This is a genomic window from Bradyrhizobium brasilense, from assembly GCF_029714345.1.
GTDB classification, from domain to species: domain Bacteria; phylum Pseudomonadota; class Alphaproteobacteria; order Rhizobiales; family Xanthobacteraceae; genus Bradyrhizobium; species Bradyrhizobium australafricanum.
In genome coordinates this window covers 1,805,703-1,827,555 of record NZ_CP121669.1, presented here as the reverse complement: position 1 = coordinate 1,827,555, position 21,853 = coordinate 1,805,703, and the positions used below count along the sequence as shown (strand labels likewise).

The window sequence follows — 21,853 nt, the reverse complement described above, 5'->3', positions numbered from 1 at the left end:
GCGAAGATTTGCTGGGGGAGATTCCTGGAATGCCTAGGGCCAAGAAGCTCGAGGTTGAGCAACCGTCGAACGAACGCTCGCGCACTGCCGGAACCCTGGCGCGCGAACATTTGGCCGTGCTGGTCTCGACCATCGGCATGCGCCTCAATAGGGGCGCGACTGCTTATTATCGCTCGGTCTGGAACATCGGCGCGGTCGAGTGGCGCCTGATCATGACGCTCAAGAGCATCAGTTCGCTCAATGTCAGCGAGTTGTCGGACGCCGCTGATATCGACAAGGCTGCCGCAAGCCGAAGCCTGGCGATCCTGGAAGAGCGTGGGCTCGTATCGGTCGAACAAACGCGGTCGCGTGGCAGAGCGGCGATCGCCAAGCTGACGGCCGAAGGTCGAAAATTCGCGGTCAAGTTGACGGAAGTATCACGCGAACGCGACGCGCGCCTTTTCAAGGAGTTCACCCCATCGGACAAGGAGAGATTGCGCGAACTCCTGAACCAACTGTCCGGCTCGCTGGAAAAAGCCGATTGGGAACATTGACCGCGGTCTATCCGGGATTTCCCTCACTCCAGCGCCGCGAACGGCAGACGTATCTCCACTCGAAGTCCCCCGAGCGGAGACCGGTCCAGGCTAAGCGATCCGGCGTAAAGCTCGGCGAGCTCCCGCGTGATCGACAGCCCGAAGCCGAATCCTGGAGAGCTTTCGTCGAGCCGCTGGCCGGCCTGCACCGCCTGCGACATCTGCTCCGGCGAAAGCCCCGGTCCATCGTCCTCGACGACGAGGACGACACTTCGCGTCTCCTCGCGAGATTCGACGACAACCTTGCTGCGGCACCAGGAGAAGGCGTTCTCCAGCACGTTTCCCAGCATCTCGTCGACGTCCTGCTGTTCGCAGGCTACCGCTAGGCCGACCGGTATATGATTGACGAAATCGATCGTCTTGTCGGCGTTCACTTTGCCGAGGACGAGACCGAGATCCGCGACGCGTGGCGCGATTACTGTTCTTGTCCGAACCGGACCGCCAAGTGCGGCCGATCGGGCGCGGCCCAGATGATGCCGGATGCGCCGGTCCATTAGGACGACGAGACCGTGAAGATCCTCTGAGCCTGACGATTGCTTCTGCAGCGCGACCGCCAGCGTCGCAAGCGGCGTCTTCAGTCCGTGCGCCAGATTGGAGACGTGTTTGCGCGCCCGCTCCAGGTTGGTGGCGTTCTGAACCAGCAGCGCATTCAGTTCGGTGGCCAATGGCTGGACCTCGCCCGGCTGCGCGTCGGGCACGTTGTCGCGAAGTCCAGCTCTTACATCGGCGACCGCCTGACGAAGTCGTTCGAGGGGACGCAACCCCAGACGAACCTGGATCAGCATCGCTAAGATCAATGCGATGCCGAGCACCGCGAGCGACAAGGCCAACGTGCGCATCGCTTCCCACAACGGCCCGCGCACCGCGTCTCTCGGCGCGGAGGCCACGATCGTGACAGGAGTGCCGGACACCGCGACGTTCAAAATGCGAAAGTGGAGTACGTTGTCGTATGGACCCTTGCCGTCGGCAGGCAGCGGGCGTTCTCGCGGAGGCGGATCTTCGCCGATCGGGGGAGGCGGCGGCGGGGGCGGCAGGGGTCTGTTGCTGATATCGGGAGGAGCCAGATCCGCGCCGTCGAGCGACCGCGACCGTAAGACGTTCTTTGGCCCCAAAATCTGCCAGTACCAGCCGCGTCGGCGTCGATCGAATGGCGGCCCGTCGGCGGATCCCGCCAGACGAATGTTGCCGGCGCCGTCGGTTTCAAGCATGGACGCGAGGAAGAGGATCTGCGCGTCGAGCCTCTGATCGATCTGCCCCTGCACGAATCGATGCAGCACGAACGATATCAGGATCGCGGCGACGATCAGGGCCGCGGTGATGAACACGCCGGCTCCGATCATGAGGCGCCGGCCGAGCGATGCGTTCCGGCTCGTCATGGGGATCCCGAGTTGAGCTTGTAGCCGCGGCCCCTTTCGGTCTCGATCAGCGCTTTGCCGACCTTGCGCCGGAGCCGCGCGACGATCACTTCGATGGAATTCGAATCCGTCCCGACGTCGCCCTCATAGACCTTTTCCGACAGCAGGCCTCGCTCGACCACGGTGTCCTTGCGCAGGATCAGGCATTCGAGAACACGCCACTCCAACCCGGTCAGCTTCAACGGCAATCCATCGAGCTCGAACACGCCGGTTTGCGTTTCGAAGCTCAGAGGTCCGCAGGAAATTCGCGGCGCAGCATGCCCGGAGGCGCGACGGACCAGCGCGCGAAGGCGCATGACCAGCTCCTCGATCCGGAATGGCTTTGTGAGATAGTCATCGGCCCCGGCCTTGAAGCCTTCCACCTTGTCGGTCCAGCCGTCGCGCGCAGTCAGGATCAGCACCGGCAGGTGCCGGCCCTGCTTCCGCCAACCGCGCAGCACCTTGACGCCGGGCACTTTGGGCAGCCCGAGATCGAGCACGGCGGCATCGTAGGATTCGGTTTCGCCGAGGTGCTGTCCGTCCTCGCCGTTGGCGGCGATGTCGACCGCGAAATTCTCCTCACGCAGGGCTCGGGCAATCTCTTGCGCGAGCAGGCGATCGTCTTCGACCAGAAGGATTTTCATTCGGCTCACACCTCGGACCGGAACTAGGCGCCCAAGCTTAACTCAACCTGAACGGAACGGTTCAGGCTGGATTGGGGACGGCGTCCTAGGCTTCAGGGATCGCAATCATGAAAGGAGCGTCCAATGACCGAAAGCGATGCACAGAGAGATACGAGCCTGTCGCGGCCCGGGCGCCGGCCGGTCCTGCACCGTGGCCTGCTGGCAGGCGCTGCGCTTGCCGTGCTTGTCGCCGGCGCGGCTGCCGGTGCCGGCGGCGTTCGCGTCGCCCAGAACTGGCAGCCGCGGAGCGTCATGCTGCTGCAGCCGACCGCGATCGACAGGCTGCAAGCCGGTGGTCCATCCGCCGTGCGCGGCAACGTCGCCGAGATCTTCGGCCACATGTTCGTCATGGAGGACGGTGGCGGCCGCGCCCTGATCGATCTCGGACCGCGTGCGAACAACGGCGATGCAGTCACCAAGGGGGAAACCGTTACGGTCCAGGGCATGTTCGATGAGGGAATCTTCCACGCTCAGATCGTCTCGCATGCCGACGGTCCAACCGAAGCCTTCGGTCCTCCTCCGCATCCGCCCCGCGGAGCGCCACCGCCGCCTCGGCGAGCCGACGGGCCACCTCCTCCGCCGCCCCCAAGGCCGCCACTTCCGCCACCGCGGGCTGACGCTCCGCCGCCGCCCGGTGCCCCACCGCCTCCAAGAGCCGACGCACCGCCGCCGCCACCACCCCCGGGACCTAAAGCGCTTTGAACAAGTCACGAATGGATGACGTCAGGAGATCATGATGTCCGAAGACCAGATAAAAATGTCCGGCAGGATCGTGCACATATTTGCGCATCGCTTTGTGGTCCAGACCCGAAGGGCATGGTGCTTGCCGATCTCACGCCGCATGGAGCGGACCTCGTCAAGCTCCGGATCGGAGCCGATGTCGAACTGGAAGGCGAACGGAAGCCCTCCGAACTCAAGGTGACGCATTTTGCCTGCGATGGCGCCAGCGTGACGATCCAGCACAAGAAGAAGCGCGATCACGACCACCACGAGCCCGCAGACCCGGCCACAGCGATCGAGGCCGTTCGCTCGGCCGGCTTCGAACCGATCGGCACACCCCGTCGCAAGCCCAAGCATTTTGAAATCGACGGCCGGCGAAACGGCGAGACCTACGAACTGCACGTGGAATTGGGCGGGCGAATCCGGAAAACCAAGCGTGCCGGCAGCGGACACGAAGCTGCTTGATGCGTGAGCGGCGACCAACGCCGCTCTGACCAATCGTAGTCTGCGATGGGCAACGGAAAACGGACCCGAGCCGGAGCTCAACCGGCTCGAGGAGCGAGGGGCCTCGCCGAGCGGCCAGATTATTCATCAAGCATCGGACGACAACGTGTCGACTCCAAAGCTGGAACCCCAATGCTGCCGGTACGGACCGGCATTTTTCCTCATTTCAGGCTTCTGAGGAGAGGCGCCGATGACTGCACAGAGCGTAAATCGAGATGGCGCGCTATTTCCGTTGCTCGCGCTGAACTTCTTCATGGCCGACATGCAGGCCGGCATCGGGCCGTTCCTCGGCGTATTTCTGCTCGCGCAGGGCTGGCAGGCCGGCTGGATCGGGACGGTGATGACGGCGGGCGGCGTTGCCGGGATGTTGATGACGACGCCGGCTGGGGCCTTGATCGACGCCACGCGCAGCAAGAAGCTGTTCGTCATCATCCCCGGCATCTGCACTGTCGTCGCCTCCGGCATCGTGCTGCTGTCACAGGAGTTCTGGCTCGTGGCAGCCTCACAGGTCGCGACGGCGATTGCCGGCGCCGCGATCGGTCCGGCCGTCGCCGGCATCACGCTGGGTATCGTCCGCCAGGCAGGCTTCAATCGACAGAACGGCCGTAACCAGGCCTTCAACCATGCCGGCAACCTGGTCGGTGCCGGGCTGTCCGGATTCGTCGGCTGGACGTACGGCTTCACCGCGGTGTTCTGGCTCGCCGCGGTCTTCGGTGTTCTCTCGATCGCGTCCGTTATGATGATCCCGAGCGCGTCCATCGACGACGACGCAGCCCGCGGGCTCGAACGCGAGAGCACGGACGACAAGCGCGCGAGCGGGTTGCAAGTGCTGATCGAATCGAAGCCATTGCTGATTCTCGCCGCAACTCTGCTGTTCTTCCACCTCGGCAATGCGGCGATGCTCCCGCTGTACGGCCTGGCGGTCGTGGCCGACAAGCAGGCCGACCCCGCGAGCTTCGTCGCAATGACCATCGTCATCGCCCAGGGCACCATGATCCTGAACTCGCTGGTTGCGATGCGGATGGCCGAAAGGGAGGGCTACTGGCTGGTCATGCTGGTGTCGTTCATCGCCTTGCCGGTCCGGGGCATCATCGCGGCGTGGCTCCTGAACAGCTGGGGCGTTTATCCGGTACAGATTCTTGACGGCGTCGGCGCGGGGTTGCAGAGCGTGGCAGTGCCCGGCCTCGTCGCGCGGATACTCGACGGGACCGGGCGGATCAATGCCGGCCATGGCGCGGTCATGACGGTCCAAAACATCGGTGCCTCGCTCAGCCCTGCGATCGGTGGCTGGATCGCACAGGAGTTCGGGTATGGGCCGATGTTTCTCATTCTCGGTGGCAGCGCCACGGTCTCAGTCGCGCTGTGGAGCGTCTTTGCGCCGTTGTTGAAGCCTGCTTGTGCGACAAAGCCCGGGCACGCATCGGATGCAATGGTTTCAAGCGCCGCGAGTGTCGCCTGATGTTCACTCATAACGCCGCGACTTGGGGAATCGCCGGTCTTGCGACCTTGGGCGTCATTGCGCGCCCCTGGAATTTGCCGGAATACATCTGGGCGGTGACCGGCGCCGTCCTGCTGATCGCCTTCGACCTGTTACCGTGGCGAGACGCCGTCGCGGCGGCAGGCAAGGGAACGGACGTCTACTTCTTTTTGATCGGCATGATGCTGCTGGCCGAGGTCGCGCGAAAGGAAGGCCTGTTCGACTGGCTCGCCGGGCAGGCCGTCAGGCATTCGCGGAAATCGGCATCGCGACTGTTCGCGATCGTCTATGCAGTCGGGACGCTGGTGACCATTTTCCTGTCGAACGACGCCACAGCGGTCGTGCTGACGCCCGCGGTCTACGCCGCGACCCGTACCGCGAAGGTCGAGCCGCTGCCGTACTTGTTCGTCTGCGCTTTCATCGCCAACGCTGCGAGCTTCGCGCTGCCGATCTCGAACCCGGCGAACCTCGTGTTATTCGGCGCGCGGATGCCGACATTGCCGGAATGGCTGCACTACTTCCTCCTGCCTTCGATCGTCGCGATCGCCGCGACCTTCGTCATGCTTCGGTTCAGTCTGCGGACCAGCCTGCGCGGTGGCGTAGTTGAATCCTACGACGAGCCGGCCGTCCTGACCAGGAGTGCCGCGATCATCGCCACAGGCATCGGAGCGACAGCGATGGTCTTGCTCGCGGCGTCCGCCCTGGGCTTGGATCTTGGAATGCCCACATTCGCCTGCGGTGCGGTGGTGACCGCGATCGTGCTCCTGCTTGGCCGCAAATCGCCGGTTGGCATCGCCGGCGATATCTCCTGGTCAGTCTTACCCCTCGTCGCCGGGCTTTTCGTCCTGGTCGAGGGCCTCAATCGTACCGGCGTGCTGCCGGCGCTCGCCGAGGAGCTCAAGCAAATGGCCGCACTGTCGCCGCACGCAACCTCGTGGGTTGCCGGCATCATCACGGCAATAGCCTCGAATCTCATCAACAACCTGCCGATGGGCCTGATCGCGGCGACCACGACGCATGCCGCGCAGACCTCCCATCACATCACCGGCGCTGTCCTGATCGGCGTCGATCTCGGACCCAACCTGTCCGTCACCGGCTCGCTCGCAACGATCCTGTGGCTGATCACGCTGCGGCGTGAGGGCGAGCATGTCGGCGCACTTCGCTTTCTGCAACTCGGCGTCCTCGTTATGCCGCCGGCATTGTTGCTGTCGCTCCTCGCGCTCTCGCTGACTGTGTCGTAAGAGCGTTCAACTGCCTATGACAACCGAGAAACGAGGCAGAGTCCGGCCCAACTCTCGGTAACCTTTTGCCGCGGCACGTGTCTGTTACCGCGCGGGAAGCGGAGCGTCAGGCTGGCGCTGGCGATGGTGCAAAGGGAGGGCGGAGTATCAAAAATAGGATCCATCAGGATGATTTGGTTGCGTGTTGCCTCTTCCTTGGTGCCAGCAAACGCAAGACTGTTTGGCAAACAGGACACTGCATGACGAATGCGGCGTACCCTCTAGTGAGTGGCTACGCGTCGATTACGCTTGCCACAGGCTTCGCAGCTTTTGCTCCGACCGGTCCATCGGCAACGCTCCGACGAGCTCTTAGTTATGAACGATAACGTGCATATGGCTAAGGAGCAAACTAGATGTTCAGTCCCGAGGTCAAGTGGATGGGATCGTGCCGGAAGCGGCCTGGCACGTTTGCCCAAGTTGTACAGATGGCTTCGTAGGGCGTGAGGCCGCGTACGCGGCAGCCGACCAAGCCATAGCGGCTTGCGGCGGTGATGCTCGGGAGACGGTAGCGGCGTCGATCGTTACGATCGATTCGGCTGGGACGGGAGCGAGCGGTCACAATGCGAAGCCGCAGACGCCGGTCGCGCGGGCCCGCTGCAACCGTGCGGATGGCGGCCTCGGCTCTCGCCCACTCCTTGAATTCGAACTCGCGTTGGCTCGGAGGCCCCATTCTCCCGGGAGCCACCTTTCGCAACCATGACGTCCAACGCAGCGCCTCCGAGCGTAGGAAATCGCGGAAAATCGTCGCTTAGCGTACAAAATCGTAAGATTTGGTTGCGGGGACAGGATTTGAACCTAGGACCTTCAGATCGTGAGGCCGCAAATGCAGAAGCGATGACGGGGTCCCCGCCAGCGTCCGCGATAAACAAACGGTGCAGCTATCGTCAAGTGACTACGAATCACCTTGATTATCCAATGATTCCAACGCGTATTTGGAAAAAAGCGCAGGATTGCGCCCTAACAATATCAATAGCTTGGCGATTGTTTCGAAATGAATGTGGGAGCCTGCGACACGGAATCGGTCCTCGATCTCTAGTCGCGACCTCGCGCCTCAGGCCGTGAGCTGAGCTCGAACCTTTCCAGCGGTTGCGTCGCGACACTGGGGCCCTCCAGTTATGCTCGTTACCGGGTGCCGCATTGCCGAGATTCTTTCTACAAACTCCGCTCTTCGCCTGGCTCGAAGCGCCGCCGATCTCGCGCACAAGGCTGGAACCGCGGCCGACCGCCCTATGCCCACAAATTGGTATTTTGACAGCCGTCAATGCGTCGACCATCCCGCTCGTGCTTACATCGCCATTTTTTGGGGGTTGCCGACTTCGGAGGATCGGTATCAAATTCAGCCGGGTCGCTGCGAGGCCAGAATAATGCCATGTACCGATTCCCTTGCAGATCCTGACGAGTTGCGGCGTTATATGCGCGACGCTGTCGTCCTTTCGATGCTTCCGAAGGCGTGGCGAAACTATGACTTGCGGCGGATCGGCGAAAGCATCGCCAGCGCGCTGTTCGCGATGCTCCGCGCTGACTTTGTCCTCATTATCCTTCAGAATCATGACAGTCACCTCACTGAGCTGCTCCGCTGCGATCCTGACTTGGACCCTTCAAGTGTCGATCATGTACGGACCGTGCTAAAGCGCGAAAGAGCGACACTTGGCGACGATCAGGGGTTTATCGTCGGCAACGGATCCAGCGGACGCAACCTCCACGTCGCAACCGTACCAATCGGGCTGAGCGAGTATGCTGTGCTTGCTGCCGGCTCCTTTCGGGCCGCGTTTCCAACCGAAACGGAACGGTTGCTGCTGACTATCGGGGCAAATCAGGCGGCGATCGCTTTCCAGCACTGGTTGGGCGACGCCGATAAGAGACAATTCACCACGTTGGCGCATCGATCGACTGACTTTATAAGCATTGCCTCGTTGAGCGGTCATATTCAATATGTCAACCCCGCTGGTCTGCAATCGGTGGGGCTTGCCACGCCCGACGATGCATTGCGACTTCGCGTACTCGACTTCGTCTCACGCGAAAACCGGCAGGTCGTCCGGAAAACTATTTGGCCCTTGGTGCTGCGTACAGGTCAATGGAAAGGAGAACTCGACCTTGTGCACTTCGGATCCGGACTTCCGATTCCTTTCCTTGTGGATTGCTTCAGGATCGACGATCCGCGAACCGGGCAACCGATGAACGTCGCAACCATTTGCCGCGATCTCAGCTCGGAGAATCAATCCGAGGCAGAATCGTGCCATCTCAACGAAACTCTCGAGCGACGCGTGGAGCAGCGAACAATCGAACTGGCCGCGGCACACAAAAAACTCATGGCGGAAAAATTCGAACGTGAGCAATCCGATCTCCGCTTCCGGAAATTGCGCGACGAAATGTTTCGTATGGCGCGCTTCACGGCAGCTGGTCAGATGGCTGCGTCGATTGCCCACGAAATCTCACAGCCGCTCACAGCCATCATCAACTCGATGAATGCGACAAAACGGCTTTTGAATCGCACGGATCGGGCCAGCCTCGCGATAGCGCAAGACGTTGCGAGCGAAGCGGTCGCCGAGGCGCTCCGAGCAAGCGAGATCCTCCGGAGGCACCGCCAATTCGTCAGACCAGACGAGAAGGAACGACGAATTGAAGCATTGTCTTTGATGATTGAGGAAGCCGGCGAGCTCGCGTTGAGCAGTGCTGCTCCGCCCGAGGCAAACCTCAAGTTTGAACTAGACTCTAGAGCCACGCACGCATTTGTAAGTCGGGTCCAAATCCAACAGGTCCTGGTAAATCTTATTCGCAATGCGCTTGAAGCGATGGCAGACCAGGAACAGCGCGAAATTACACTGGCGACAAGAGTAGTGGGCGATGGAATGATCGAGGTTACAGTCGCTGACGTCGGCCCCGGAATCAGCCAGGAGATAGCGCGCCGGCTTTTCGAGCCGTTTGTTTCAAGCAAGCACAATGGGATGGGACTTGGCCTGTCAATTTCACGCTTGATTATCGAAACGCATGGCGGACAGTTGACGGCAGAGTCAATGCCAGGCGGCGGCACCAGCTTCCGCTTCACCATCCCGTCCGATGGTATAGGCGATGTCAATTGAACGAACCGTCTACGTTCTCGACGACGACGAAGCCGTGCTTCGTTCGCTGGAGCGTCTATTGAGTTCCGCCAATTTCGAACCGGTTACCTTCGAGCGAGCAGATCAGTTCTTGGCAGCCGCCATGGGGTTCAAACCGGGATGCGTGCTGCTTGACGTCCGTCTGCCAGACACGAACGGGCTGGAAGTCCAGGCAGAATTGGCGCGGATGCGGAGCGACCTGTCGGTCATTATCGTTACTGCTCAGGGCGACGTCCAAGCGGCAGTCCGGGCGATGAAGGCGGGCGCCAGCGATTTCCTAGAAAAGCCGTACAGCGATGATGCGCTGCTTGGGGCTATCGAGGCGACATTCACTAAGGATCTCCAGATCGCGGGCGATCGTGAGGGCGCCGACGCAGTCCAGCGGGTGGCAAGCCTCAGCTCACGCGAGCGGGACGTTCTTGACGGGCTGATGGCCGGTCGTCCCAACAAGTTGATTGCATACGAGCTCGGCCTCAGCGTGCGCACCGTTGAGGTACATCGCGCGCGCATGATGGATCGGCTTGGAGTACGGCAGCTCTCAGAAGCCATCCGGCTCGGCATCATGGCGACGCTTAGGCCTGGCTGATCCGCAGCAACTGAGGTAGGGCCTTTCGCTCATGCGGTCCTTCAGTGCACTACGGTTCAGGATTTTAATGGCGATGACATGCCGCTGGACGACTATCGGCGCATACTCGCCTCAAGATGACGCAATCGTCGCGAAACTCGTCATTGCCAATAAGGCCATGATCCTCAACAAGGCCGAGCAAGCTCGTTCCCCGGTTCACACCTAGTCGTGTAGTTGACACCTGGTCACGTATGGTAGTGCAGCCTAACTGCTCTGCCGGCGTGCTTTCGCTCGTCCCAGAGCTAATGACCATGGAGCGCCGCCAAGGCCGATGGGTTGGCGCCTCAGAAGGCGAACCACGCGAGAAAGCGAGTTCGGTCCCTGGAAGGAGGCACACAGCGACGGCGGGCTGCCCCTTCACAGCAAAACCGCGCGTGGCTGTGCCACGGAAGCTGATTACGGTTAGCTCGTCACCAAGTTTTGGCCGGATGAGACGCAACAGCATGCAGGCTATAATCGCAAACGCGAATCTCCACTTCTCCATTGATCGCCTAGTGCAAGGTAGCCCGAAATGGCTGTGACACCCTGACTGTCATCAACATATTAGCCATCGAATTTGCTGCCAGCACAGTGAGCATCAATTGCGAGGCAAACCTGGACTTTACCTCTGAGGCCGACCAACGCCCAGATTCCAGCCATCGCAATAGCGACTTTCCACCCCCCGAGTGATCTCGTCTAGTTGGGTAGAGCGCAAACCTAGATGAATGCTCCGAACCTCCGCGTAGAACCAGTGCTCGAAAGTCGATTGTCCCACGTTCCAGTCGAATTGACCGCTGGCGGAGGCTCATCGTGGGCTTGCCGATCTCAGCCGTCGTCACACGTCTTGTAACAGGCCGTTGACGTAGATGGCAGGCTATACAGGTGGGTGATGCATCGTTCGTTAAGGCACCGGAGAGTGCGAGCGCGAACGCGATCACTCAGAGCACCGCCGCGACGTGCGATCAAGGCAAATGCACGCGACGCGTCGACCGCGCTGCCCAAAATGTGGCGGGATCAGGGCGTAGAAAACGCTGCGGATCGGTGATATCGCATCGAGGCAAATGCAAATGGATAGACGGCAATCTAGCTTTTCTCCACCATGATTTTCCCCCTGATAATATAGAGAGTTCTTGTTCCGTTGGAAATTTCTGTCGCCGCGTGAACATCAGGTCGTTGCTGGCCAAGAGCTCGTCTAAGCGCGCTTGGCATGCGGCGCACTGCGTAAGTGCATGCTGCGCCGTCGTCATCAAGCACGACACCCTTCTGATCTATTACCGCCTTGCCGTTCACATATCGATGGAAGTAAAATCGAGCCATACCAAGGAATTAAGAGGGTCAGCTTTCGTTCCAAAACTATTTTGACTGTCTTAAACCGCAAATCAGTCGCTAAGTTCGGTCAGAGCTTCCGCTTGCTGCGCCCATGCCGAAGGCGGTGACGAGTACCACGGGTTCGACGTTTGTGCCATCGCTGAAGTCGGCAACGAAATTGCCCGAATGCCGGTCGTTGTGCCCTCCTAACCGGCAAGACTAGGAAGCGGCCTCTTGTTCTTACGGTAGCCGGCTCTCTAACCTTCAAAGACCTTGGTTTGGCTTCTGTTAGTCGCATCTGGCGAGCGTCATCCGATATGACGCTGGCGCCAATAGACCCAAAGAAGTGTGAGGCGCTGATCCCGCTTTTGAGCAAGCTGCGCTGGATCGCCTCGGCCGGTTGACCGTCGTCATGGTGGAACCAAACGCGGCAACCTAGTTTGCCGAATCCAAGACGGGCGGGGGAACCAATAGGAGATTCTCCCATGAGGATTAATTGGCTTTACACGACGGCGATGGCGTTGGTGATTGGCGCCGGACCCGCCATTGCGCAATCGCCGGAAGGTTCGCAGAAGCGCGAGGAGAGTCCTCGCGCCCAGTCACCGGTGTCTCAGTCTAGGGACCGTCCAGCCGCCCAGCCGAAGGAGATGGATCGCGGCGGCGCGACTGATCGCATCAAGGAGCGCGCGCAGTCCGAGCCGAAGGCCGGCGCGAAGGACATGCAGCGCGGTGAGGCCCCGTCACCGCCCGAGCGCAGCAAGGAGGCGCAGAAACCGCAGGGCCGCGAGTCCAAGGAGCCGATCCGGCAGAGCCAGGATCAGCCCAGCCGTGGCGAGCGCGCGCCCTCGAGCACAGCGCAGCAGAAGGACCTGCAGCAGGGCCGGGATGCCAAGCCGGCTGCCGACCAGAAGCAACAGGCGGAGGAAAAGCTGCGGGGCCGCGAGGGTCAGGCCAAGCAGGGCCGCGCGCAGGAAGCCACCAGGCCGGCCGATACGAAGCAGCAGCAAACCCAGCAGCAGATCGATCGCGATCGCAAGGAGCAACGCGATCAGGCCGCCCAGCCCTCAACGTCCTCGCCGCAGCAGAGCGCGCGGCCGGCCGACAACACACAGACCCAGAAGACCGGCCAAGCGCCGGACCAATCGAACCGCCAGACTTCCTCGGCCGCGCTCAACGACGATCAGCGCAGGCAAGTCGTCGATCAGCTGCGGCGCGACAGGACTGCCACGAGCCAGAATCTCAATGTTCAGGTCAATGTCGGCACGCGGTTGCCGCAGGGCGTGCAGGCGCGCCGGTTGCCGCCCGATATCGTGCGGATCATGCCGCAATACCGGGACTATGAGTACACGGTGATCGACAACCGCGTTGCCATTATCGATCCGCGGCGGCGCGAGGTTGTCGATATTCTCGACGACGGACCGGGTTACAACAGGGCGGCCGCTTACAGCCGCGATCGTGCCGTCATCAGCGATGACACGCGCAGGCGGCTCAGAGAATTGGTGCGGAGCTCTTCGACGACGGTCGGCTCGACCTCGCCTTCGGCCGGCGGCGGAACCTCCGGGTCGAACTGTCTGTCGCTGCAGCCGGTGCCGGAAGAGCTGGCGCGCAACCATCCGGAGCTTGCCAACTACCGCTATCTCGCCATCGGCGACGACGTGGTGCTGGTTGACCCGCACCAGCAGAAGATCGTCCAGGTGATCGACTGAGGCTGCCTGTCCCCCTCCCCCCGTTCTTCACGGGGAGAGGGTCGGGGCGAGGGGCTGCACATTTCCGCGGCAACCCGGTTTGCAGACACCCTGGTAGTTAACCTCGCCGATCGGCTTCCTGATGTGGACTAGACGAAGCGATCAAGGCAGATTCCCATTGTGCTTGCGCCGGCCCCGGTGCGAATCCTTTCACGTCGGATTGAATTAGCGGACTTGGTTGCGGTTCAATGCCGCATGACGCCGATCCGCGCCAGCATCACCGGGCCGCCACTCTCCGCCACCAGTTCATCCGCCCAGCCGTACGACCTGAATATCCGGATGATTCTTTGCCCACTCACCGGTATCGATCTTTCCTCTGATTGCGGTGACGGGCGCAATCCGACGCAGTCCCTCGAGAACGTCCATGCGACCAACATACCGGCGTGGATGATATGCGCCACTTTGGCCAGCCATCGACCAGCCTCGGGCCGCAGCAGACCATGTCCGAGATGATTCCAATCTTCAGCGCTGCGCAGTATTCCTCAAGGACGGAACGGGGCGTGAGCCGCATCCCGAGAGACTGGACGGGACGCCTTATGCGAACGCAACATCCAATTGTTGCAATCGTTCAATTAAGCCGTGAACCCCTGACGGCTCGCGAAAGTCCGCTATGCCCCGGTAGCGATCAAATTCCGCATCGCAGCGAATGATGCGACGGGCCATCAACGACGTCGGAAGCTCGCCCTATACTAGTGCGGCGCCGATCGCGTTAACTAATTCGTCTTCCGTGAACGGCTTCAAAATAATTCGTAAGTCGTTCAACTCATTCGGGACGGGGCGATCACTATAGCCGGTGATAAGGATGATTGGCAAAGTTGGCAGCATCGCACGGATCGCTTTCGCAAGCTCGCCGCCGCTCATTTCCGGCATGGCGAGATCCGCGAGAACGAGATCTATTTCCTGATTGCTTGCGAGCATGCGAAGCGCTTCGCCGCCGCTCTCCGCCGACAGCGTTGCATATCCGAGAACATCGAGCATCCTAACCATGGACCTCAGGACAGCCTTTTCGTCATCCACGACCAGAACACGAAATCTCTTGGCGGTCTGCAGACGCTTGCTCGCATCAACGGTGTCCGCATGGTGATCAGCGATGTCGACCTCCGCGCGAGGCAAGAAGACCTTCACCGCAGTGCCCTCACCGAGGCGAGTCTCAATACGCACGCCACCACCGGACTGTTTGGCAAAACCGAAGACTTGCGCCAATCCGAGGCCCGAGCCCTTTCCTGGTTCTTTCGTCGTGTAGAACGGCTCGAACACATGCAGCAGGACGTCGTCTGGGATACCAGTGCCGGTATCCTTGACGGCGAGAACCACGTAGTCTCCCGGCAACGGCTCTTCCGGCCGCAAGGACTCGCTTTCGATGACGGTGTTGAGCGTCTCGATAGTGAGCGTGTCGCCCGGCTGCATCGCGTCCCTGGCGTTGATGACGAGATTGAGAACGATCATCTCGATTTGGTTTGGATCGACCAGAGCGGGCCAGAGATCCGGGGCAAATATCGTTTTGAGTTGCACCGTCCCGCCCAAGGTGGCGCCGAGCAGATCGCCGATTCCGGCAATCTTGCTGTTTAGATCAACCTCGAGGGGTGCAAGTTGCTGTTTCCGCGAAAAGGCGAGGAGTTGCGCAACGAGCTTCCTGCCCCGGTCAGCAGCGGTCCGGATGAGTTCGATGCCTTCCCGGTCGTCAGGTCGTTCCATTGTGCGAGCGAGCAGACGCGCATTGGTGAGCACGACTGTGAGTAGGTTGTTGAAATCGTGCGCCACGCCTGACGTGATCTGCCCGATCGCATCGAGCCGCTGCAGCTGCTGGACCACGGTTTCGGCAAACTCACGTTTCTCCATTTGAGAGCGGAGCTGCCGGTTGGCCTCCTCCAGTTCGCGCCTCCGGTCTTCGATGCGGCGCTCGAGGCCTTCTTCAATACGTTTGCGCTCGGTGACCTCCAGGGCGATACCGAAAAACGCAACTGGCGCCTCGTTCTCGAAATTGGTCCGCCCGCGCGTCGCGATCCAGCGTTCCACGCCGTCCGTTTTTCCGATGACCCGGTACTCGATATCGTAGACCCCATCGCCCCGCGGGTCGACGCACCGCTGGACTGCAGCCTCGACACGTGCAAGATCGTCTGGATGCACGCCGGCCCTCCACACTTCGTAGTCGACAGGCGTGCCTGCAGCCAGGCCCCACATTGCCCGCAATGTGTCATCCCATTGCAACTCATTGGTTTGCGGATTCCAAGCATAGCGGCCGAGCCGCGCGAGATCGACGGCCGCCTTCAGCCGTGCTTCGCTCTCGCGCAGACGCGCTTCGGCATGCTTCTCCTCTGTGATCTCGCGTATGGCACCGATGAAGCCGACCGGCTGTCGGCCTTCAAAGAAATTTTGGGCATGGGTAGAGACCCAACGTTCTATGCCATCCTCGATTCCCTGCACACGGTACTCGGCCACGAAAACGCCATCGCTATCGGGGTCGAGTGAGGCTTCCCACGCCGCTGCGACCCGAGCCTGGTCGTCACGGTGTATGGCCGCGACGGCCATCGGCGCGTCGACGGTGGTGCCAGCGGGTAATCCCCACATTGCCTTAAGGCGTGCATCCCAGTCGAGAGCGCCGGTCCTAGGGTCGCCAGAATAAGGCGATAAGCCGATTAGTTCGACGGCCGCCTTTAGCCGCGCTTCGCTGGCCCGCAGCAACGCTTCTGCTTTTTTACGCCGATCAATGTCTCGGAACGCAACAGAAACGCCAGTCGAGGTCGGATAGATGTCGACCTCGAACAGATGCCCAATCAAAGGCGAGGAGCTCTCGAAATGCTGGGCCGTGCCCGTCTGGAGTGCGCGCCGCTGCGCCTCATAGTCCGGCGTGCCGACAGCGTTCGGGAACGCTGAGAGAAACGGGACGCCTATCAAATCGTCGGGCTTCTTGTCCCAAATCTCAAGTGCCTTGCGGCTTGCGTAAAGAAAACGTAGATCCTGATCAAGCGCATAAAAGGCCTCGCCGATCCCTTCGAGTACCTCGCGCAGTCTGGCTTCGCTCTTACGCAAGGCCCGTTCGGCCTGATCCCGCTCCGCCTTTTCCTTTACGGCGTTGGTGGTTTCAAAAGCAGTGGCGAGATTGGCCACGATCGCGCCCGTCTCGTCGCGGATGGGCGTAAAATACGACGTGAAAAATGCTTCCTCAGGACCGCCGTTGCGCAGGAGCGTCCAAGGATGGTCTTCCAGCGTAACGGTCTCGCCCGCGAAAACACGGCAGTGGATCGCCGCTTCAGCCGCCTCCCACACCTCGCCCCACACTTCGCGCCCCGGTCGACCGAAGGCACGAGGATGCTTCGTCCCCATGAACGCCCGATGGACCTCATTGTAGATTAGGATGCGTTCAGGACCCCAGATCAGATTCATCGCGAGTTGCGATGCCATCATGAGGTCAATGGTGGTCTTGAGACTCTGGGGCCAACTGGCAATCGGCCCAAGCGGAGTCTTCTCCCAATCGAACGCGCGAATGCGCGCGCCCATCTCGCCGCCGCTGGACGGCCAAGCTGATCGTCCTAGGTGAAGGTCCTTGCCCACTGAGCCTTCTCGCGGGCGCTGGGGAACAGGCCACGATTGTCCTGAAGTACGATAGAGTAGCCCAAGCAATCAGCATCAAAAAGTACCTTCATGCAGGTGGGTTGGCTTGGTGCCCCTTAATTTTGGATCGCTCGCGAGGAGATCTCACCAGCAAGGTACACGCGGTGGTGGACACCAACGGGCTACCGGTCCATCTCGCGCTCACGCACCGGTGAGGTACATGATAATCGGCTGTGTTCGGGTCTCCTCAGCGCCTTGCTCCCCAGAACGCGTTCATACATAGCCGCGCCGCAATGGCCCGGCCTCAAAAGCGTACTTCTGTGATGACCGGGGTGAAGTCGACTAGCGGCTGGCGGAAATCGCTTATCGTCGCGAAGCCGGCCACCGCACGCGGATGATAGTTGCTCCCCGATTTGCCGAACCAATTGCTCGTGCGTTCTTAGTTTCTAAGTGCAGTAGTTCACCGACTGTTCAGCCGGCTTGTGAACATAACAGGGCGGCCATGCCGAGCGGTCCTCGGAGGGAAGGATGCTGTTCCGGCGGGCTAGGAACCCGGGCACCCTCCCCGGGTTCCGCCTCCACCCTACCTCTACACTCGCTTCTATCCTGGTGGGATACCTCAGCTTAATCGCCCGCACACATGGCTGGCCGGCTATGAGCCGTCGTCGGTCAGCACGACGTCATTCCCTTTAATGCAGCTTGCGCCTGGCCTGCGGCGCCTCGAACTGGGCTACCTCGGCGGTCTGCGCCGCCTTGCCGTTGAAGGTCAGCACATTGCCCTCAGACGAGATTGCAACCCTGTCGCCGTCCTTCACCTCGCCGGCCAAAATCATCTCCGCGAGCGGGTCCTGCACGCTGCGCTGGATCACCCGCTTCAGGGGGCGGGCGCCATAGGCGGGATCCCATCCCTTGTCGGCGAGCCAATCGCGTGCGGAGGCATCGAGCGTCAGGGCGATCTTGCGGTCTTCGAGCAGCTTCTGCAGCCGCGCGAACTGGATCTCGACGATCCGGCCCATCTCGCTCTTCTGCAGGCGGTGGAACAGGATGATCTCGTCGACGCGGTTGAGGAATTCGGGGCGGAAGTGCGAGCGCACCATCCCCATCACCTGATTGCGCACGGCCGACGTATCCTCGCCCTCCGGCTGATTCACCAGGAATTCCGAACCGAGGTTCGAGGTCATGATGATCAGCGTGTTGCGGAAGTCGACGGTGCGGCCCTGACCATCGGTCAGGCGGCCGTCGTCGAGCACCTGCAACAGCACGTTGAAGACGTCGGGATGCGCCTTCTCGATCTCGTCGAACAGCACGACCTGGTAGGGCCGGCGCCGAACGGCTTCGGTCAGTGCCCCGCCCTCATCGTAGCCGACATAGCCGGGAGGCGCGCCGATCAGACGAGAGACCGAGTGCTTCTCCATGTATTCGGACATGTCGAGTCGGACCATCGCAGTCTCGTCATTGAACAGATACTCGGCGAGCGCCTTGGTCAGCTCGGTCTTGCCGACGCCGGTGGGGCCCAGGAACATGAACGAGCCGGTCGGCCGGTTCGGATCCTGCAGGCCGGCGCGGGCACGGCGCACGGCGGTGGCCACCGCGCGCACCGCTTCGGCCTGGCCGACGACACGCTTGGAAAGCGCCTCCTCCATTTTCAGGAGCTTGTCCTTTTCGCCCTCGAGCATCTTGTCGACCGGCACGCCGGTCCAGCGCGAGACGACCTGCGCGATGTGGTTGGCGGTGACCGCCTCCTCCATCATCTCGCCGGCCGCCTCGTTCTCCTCGATCTCGGCCAGCTTCTTCTCCAGCTCGGGGATCTTGCCATAGGCAAGCTCGCCCGCGCGCTGGAATTCGCCGCGACGCTGCGCGTTTGCGAGTTCAATGCGCAGGGCATCGAGCTCGCTCTTCAGCTTCGCCGCATCGGAAAGCTTGTTCTTCTCCTTGCTCCAGCGCGCCGTCAGGGCTGCCGACTTCTCCTCGAGATCGGCGAGCTCCTTTTCCAGTGTCTGCAGCCGGCTCTTCGAGCCAGGGTCGCTCTCCTTCTTCAGCGCCTCCTGCTCGATCTTGAGCCGAATGATGTCGCGGTCCAGCGAGTCGAGCTCTTCCGGCTTGGAATCGACCTGCATCTTCAGCCGCGCCGCCGCTTCGTCCATGAGGTCGATGGCCTTGTCGGGCAGGAAGCGGTCGGTGATGTAGCGGTTCGACAGCGTAGCCGCCGCCACCAGTGCGGAATCGGTGATGCGTACGCCGTGATGCTGCTCGTACTTGTCCTTCAGGCCGCGCAGGATCGAGATGGTGTCTTCGACCGTGGGCTCACTGACATAGATCGGCTGGAAGCGCCGCGCGAGCGCCGCATCCTTCTCGACATGCTTCTGGTACTCATCGAGCGTGGTCGCACCGATACAGTGCAGCTCGCCGCGCGCCAGCGCAGGCTTCAACAGGTTGGACGCGTCCATCGCGCCGTCGGCCTTGCCGGCGCCGATCAGGGTGTGCATCTCGTCGATGAACAGGATGATGCTGCCCTCGGCGGAGACGACCTCCTGCAGCACGGCCTTCAGCCGCTCCTCGAATTCGCCACGATACTTTGCGCCGGCAATCAGCGCGCCCATGTCGAGCGAGAGGAGACTTTTGTCCTTCAGGCTTTCCGGCACGTCGCCATTGACGATGCGCAGCGCAAGGCCCTCGACGATGGCTGTCTTGCCGACGCCGGGCTCACCGATCAGGACGGGATTGTTCTTGGTCCGCCGCGACAGCACCTGGATGGTACGACGGATCTCCTCGTCGCGGCCGATCACCGGGTCGAGCTTGCCGTCGCGCGCCGCCTGGGTCAGGTCGCGGGCATATTTCTTCAGCGCGTCATAGGCGTTCTCGGCGGTCGCACTATCAGCAGTGCGGCCCTTGCGCAGCGCCTCGATCGCCGCGTTCAGGTTCTGCGCGGTGACGCCGCCCTTGCTCAAAATACCGCCAGCTTCGCTGTTCTGGTCCATCGCAAGGCCCAGCAGCAGCCGCTCGACGGTGACAAAACTGTCGCCGGCCTTGTCGGCCGCCTTCTCGGCGGCATCGAAGGCGCGCGCCAGTTCCGGCGCAAGGTAGACCTGTCCGGCCCCGCCGCCGGACACTTTTGGCAATTTGTTCAGCGCCTCATCGGTGGCCTTCAGAATGGCGCGGGAGTTGACCCCGGCGCGGTCGATCAGGCCGCTCGCCAGCCCTTCATTGTCGTCCAGCAGCACTTTCAGCACATGCAGTGTCGAGAACTGCTGGTGGCCCTCGCGCATGGCAAGCGATTGCGCCGACTGGATGAAGCCGCGCGACCGCTCGGTATATTTCTCGATATTCATCGGTTTGCTTCCTCAGCTCGCCGCTCAGCCCCGAAGGCACTCCCCTAATATCATTAGGGAGTTTCCGCCCGGCCGCGTTGATATCGGTCAACCCAGTGGTAGTCGCCCTCGATCGATATAGCCGGGCGTGCCCCCCGGGCCGCAGCGGTGCCGCTCTCCGACGGCCACCCGCAATCGAGCTAACTCTCCAATGCCAGTCTCGGGAATGCGGACCATTTGGGGACGGTATTGAATACGGGAAATCTCGCCAGTGGCGGCCGTTTCTCGCATCTTCCGACTACCATGCTCACCCTTCGCAAGCGGCTTGCCTAGCCAGCCGCTTAGGTCGACCTTGCGCAATAGACGCAGTTGTCTCCAAAGGCGGACTTGTTAGGGAACTCATCCGCGGTAAAGGGGCGCCGGGCCAGCAATGCTGCCTCAGCGGCGGATCGCGACGGGCAATGATGAAGGGCGCGGTCGCGTGCGTGCGGATCGGCCCGGCATCCAGCCGTGCGCCTCACACCCACCCTCGTGGATGGTGCCAGCTTGGTGCAGCACCGAGATATCCCATCTCTGCAAGATCGGATCGCTGGCCGGGGCCCCGCCTGCCACGGGTGTTCAAATCCCAATGCGGTTGCGGCGGCCTTGATGCCGATGAAAGTCAAACGACGCCGATGTTGGTGAACCAACTCGGATACGACAGCGAATTTGCCTCCAAGAGCGGGCACGGAGCCTTCGCCCTGGAGCCAGAAAAGATCGTCTCAAGACTTGCCGGCAGATGGCGGTCGACCCTTTCCGGCGGACCAACGCTTCGAATCCAATCGTCCACCAGTGGCCTCCCACCACCATCAGTTCCGTTAACTCCACGTTGCATCCCTCGGGGCCTCGCCCCTTTCAAGACCTCTTTCGGTGCGGCGTCAGCTTTGAGCTCATACTTGAGTAGCAAGGGCTCTTTCTCGACGTCGATCCCAGGGCGATCCCTCTCGCATGGTCTGCCGAATATCCTCCGCCACGGGCAACTCGACGGACCTTTTCACCCACGATCCGCCTTACCCAGGATGCCCGGGGGACTCGACGGTTCTAGGTGCTGACCGCAGCGCTTTGATCTCGAAATTGAGATGACCTTTCCCAGCTAACACCCAGCAACGACTCCGAACGAATTGGCTGAGTGGAGCGACGGATTCTTGAGAAAGTAACGGAACGAGGCGATCCGGCACTACCTCGATATAGAACAATTGGCGGCTGCGTGAGCCTGGCTTGAGACGGTCGCGAGACGCGGCCCGCGCGCGCATCCGCGCCGGTTGAGTAAGGGAATTGTGAGGGAATTGCATCGGATTGTGGGTAACCGGGCCGCCTTTCAAGACGGTGACGCTGGCAAGACCGTTTACGCTCGACGTCCCTCGATCGTCCAACCTGAACCCATAGCGCATTGACCTCCATGAACCTTCCCGAAAGCTTTTGGCTGTTACGCAGTCGGCGGCCACAGCCTGTATACCTTGCTTGCGGGCGCACGACTCACATCGCGATGTGCTGCACCGAGCGGCGACAAAGATATTGGCCGCTGAAACCCTCAAGGAAGCTGACGTCAGTCAAGGTGCTTGCGAGGCC

13 protein-coding genes and 2 pseudogenes are annotated in these 21,853 nt (G+C 61.4%); 8 read left to right on the top strand and 7 right to left on the bottom strand.

Annotated elements, in window-relative coordinates; all coding sequences use genetic code 11:
• The first annotated feature begins 29 nt into the window (after positions 1 to 29).
• On the top strand, positions 30 to 533 hold the full coding sequence (locus QA635_RS08350) for a MarR family winged helix-turn-helix transcriptional regulator (RefSeq protein ID WP_283068295.1): 504 nt from the start codon (positions 30 to 32) through the stop codon (positions 531 to 533).
• A gap of 23 nt (positions 534 to 556) precedes the next feature.
• On the opposite strand, the gene QA635_RS08345 is transcribed toward QA635_RS08350, so the two are convergent.
• The 3 genes from QA635_RS08345 to QA635_RS08335 form a co-directional block, all read right to left on the bottom strand.
• Positions 557 to 1,948 (bottom strand): sensor histidine kinase, encoded by a 1,392-nt coding sequence (locus QA635_RS08345; RefSeq protein WP_283068294.1) that lies wholly within the window; start codon positions 1,946 to 1,948, stop codon positions 557 to 559.
• Entirely contained in the window at positions 1,945 to 2,610 is a 666-nt protein-coding gene (locus QA635_RS08340; protein WP_283068293.1) for a response regulator, read from the bottom strand. Before QA635_RS08340 ends, QA635_RS08345 begins: the two co-directional genes overlap by 4 nt.
• A gap of 105 nt (positions 2,611 to 2,715) precedes the next feature.
• Entirely contained in the window at positions 2,716 to 3,135 is a 420-nt protein-coding gene (locus QA635_RS08335) for a hypothetical protein (RefSeq protein ID WP_283068292.1), read from the bottom strand.
• Positions 3,136 to 3,465: 330 nt separating this feature from the next.
• Here QA635_RS08335 and QA635_RS08330 point away from each other — a divergent pair, with 330 nt between their 5' ends.
• The 5 genes from QA635_RS08330 (at position 3,466) to QA635_RS08310 (ending at position 10,314) form a co-directional block, all read left to right on the top strand.
• Positions 3,466 to 3,834 carry a hypothetical protein gene (locus tag QA635_RS08330; protein ID WP_283068291.1) on the top strand — a complete coding sequence of 123 codons (369 nt, stop codon included), beginning with the start codon at positions 3,466 to 3,468 and terminating at the stop codon, positions 3,832 to 3,834.
• Between the two features lie 229 nt (positions 3,835 to 4,063).
• Complete coding sequence (locus QA635_RS08325; RefSeq protein WP_283068290.1) at positions 4,064 to 5,332, top strand: MFS transporter; 1,269 nt, start codon at positions 4,064 to 4,066, stop codon at positions 5,330 to 5,332.
• A complete protein-coding gene (locus QA635_RS08320; protein WP_283068289.1) occupies positions 5,332 to 6,591 on the top strand; it encodes an arsenic transporter in 1,260 nt (419 codons plus the stop codon). The genes QA635_RS08325 and QA635_RS08320 overlap by 1 nt, the downstream gene beginning before the upstream one ends.
• A gap of 1,154 nt (positions 6,592 to 7,745) precedes the next feature.
• On the top strand, positions 7,746 to 9,710 hold the full coding sequence (locus QA635_RS08315) for a PAS domain-containing sensor histidine kinase (protein WP_283068288.1): 1,965 nt from the start codon (positions 7,746 to 7,748) through the stop codon (positions 9,708 to 9,710).
• Positions 9,700 to 10,314 carry a response regulator transcription factor gene (locus QA635_RS08310; RefSeq protein WP_283068287.1) on the top strand — a complete coding sequence of 205 codons (615 nt, stop codon included), beginning with the start codon at positions 9,700 to 9,702 and terminating at the stop codon, positions 10,312 to 10,314. Before QA635_RS08315 ends, QA635_RS08310 begins: the two co-directional genes overlap by 11 nt.
• Before the next feature lie 1,101 nt (positions 10,315 to 11,415).
• Here the strand turns inward: QA635_RS08310 and QA635_RS41735 are convergent.
• A complete protein-coding gene (locus tag QA635_RS41735) occupies positions 11,416 to 11,649 on the bottom strand; it encodes a DUF6894 family protein (protein WP_425249142.1) in 234 nt (77 codons plus the stop codon).
• Positions 11,650 to 12,125: 476 nt separating this feature from the next.
• Here QA635_RS41735 and QA635_RS08305 point away from each other — a divergent pair, with 476 nt between their 5' ends.
• Complete coding sequence (locus QA635_RS08305; protein ID WP_283068286.1) at positions 12,126 to 13,346, top strand: DUF1236 domain-containing protein; 1,221 nt, start codon at positions 12,126 to 12,128, stop codon at positions 13,344 to 13,346.
• A gap of 288 nt (positions 13,347 to 13,634) precedes the next feature.
• Here QA635_RS08305 and QA635_RS41730 read toward each other — a convergent pair.
• Positions 13,635 to 13,861: pseudogene (locus QA635_RS41730) on the bottom strand (metallophosphoesterase family protein); the annotation flags it as partial.
• A gap of 208 nt (positions 13,862 to 14,069) precedes the next feature.
• Positions 14,070 to 16,937, bottom strand: coding sequence for a hybrid sensor histidine kinase/response regulator (locus QA635_RS08295; protein ID WP_283068285.1), 2,868 nt, complete (start codon positions 16,935 to 16,937; stop codon positions 14,070 to 14,072).
• Between the two features lie 122 nt (positions 16,938 to 17,059).
• Here QA635_RS08295 and QA635_RS08290 point away from each other — a divergent pair.
• Positions 17,060 to 17,195 (top strand): annotated as a pseudogene (locus QA635_RS08290) (IS5/IS1182 family transposase); the annotation flags it as partial.
• 431 nt (positions 17,196 to 17,626) lie between these two features.
• Here the strand turns inward: QA635_RS08290 and clpB are convergent.
• Positions 17,627 to 20,266: an ATP-dependent chaperone ClpB gene (clpB, locus tag QA635_RS08285; protein WP_283068284.1), complete on the bottom strand. Its 2,640-nt coding sequence runs from the start codon at positions 20,264 to 20,266 to the stop codon at positions 17,627 to 17,629.
• Positions 20,267 to 21,853 lie beyond the last annotated feature (1,587 nt).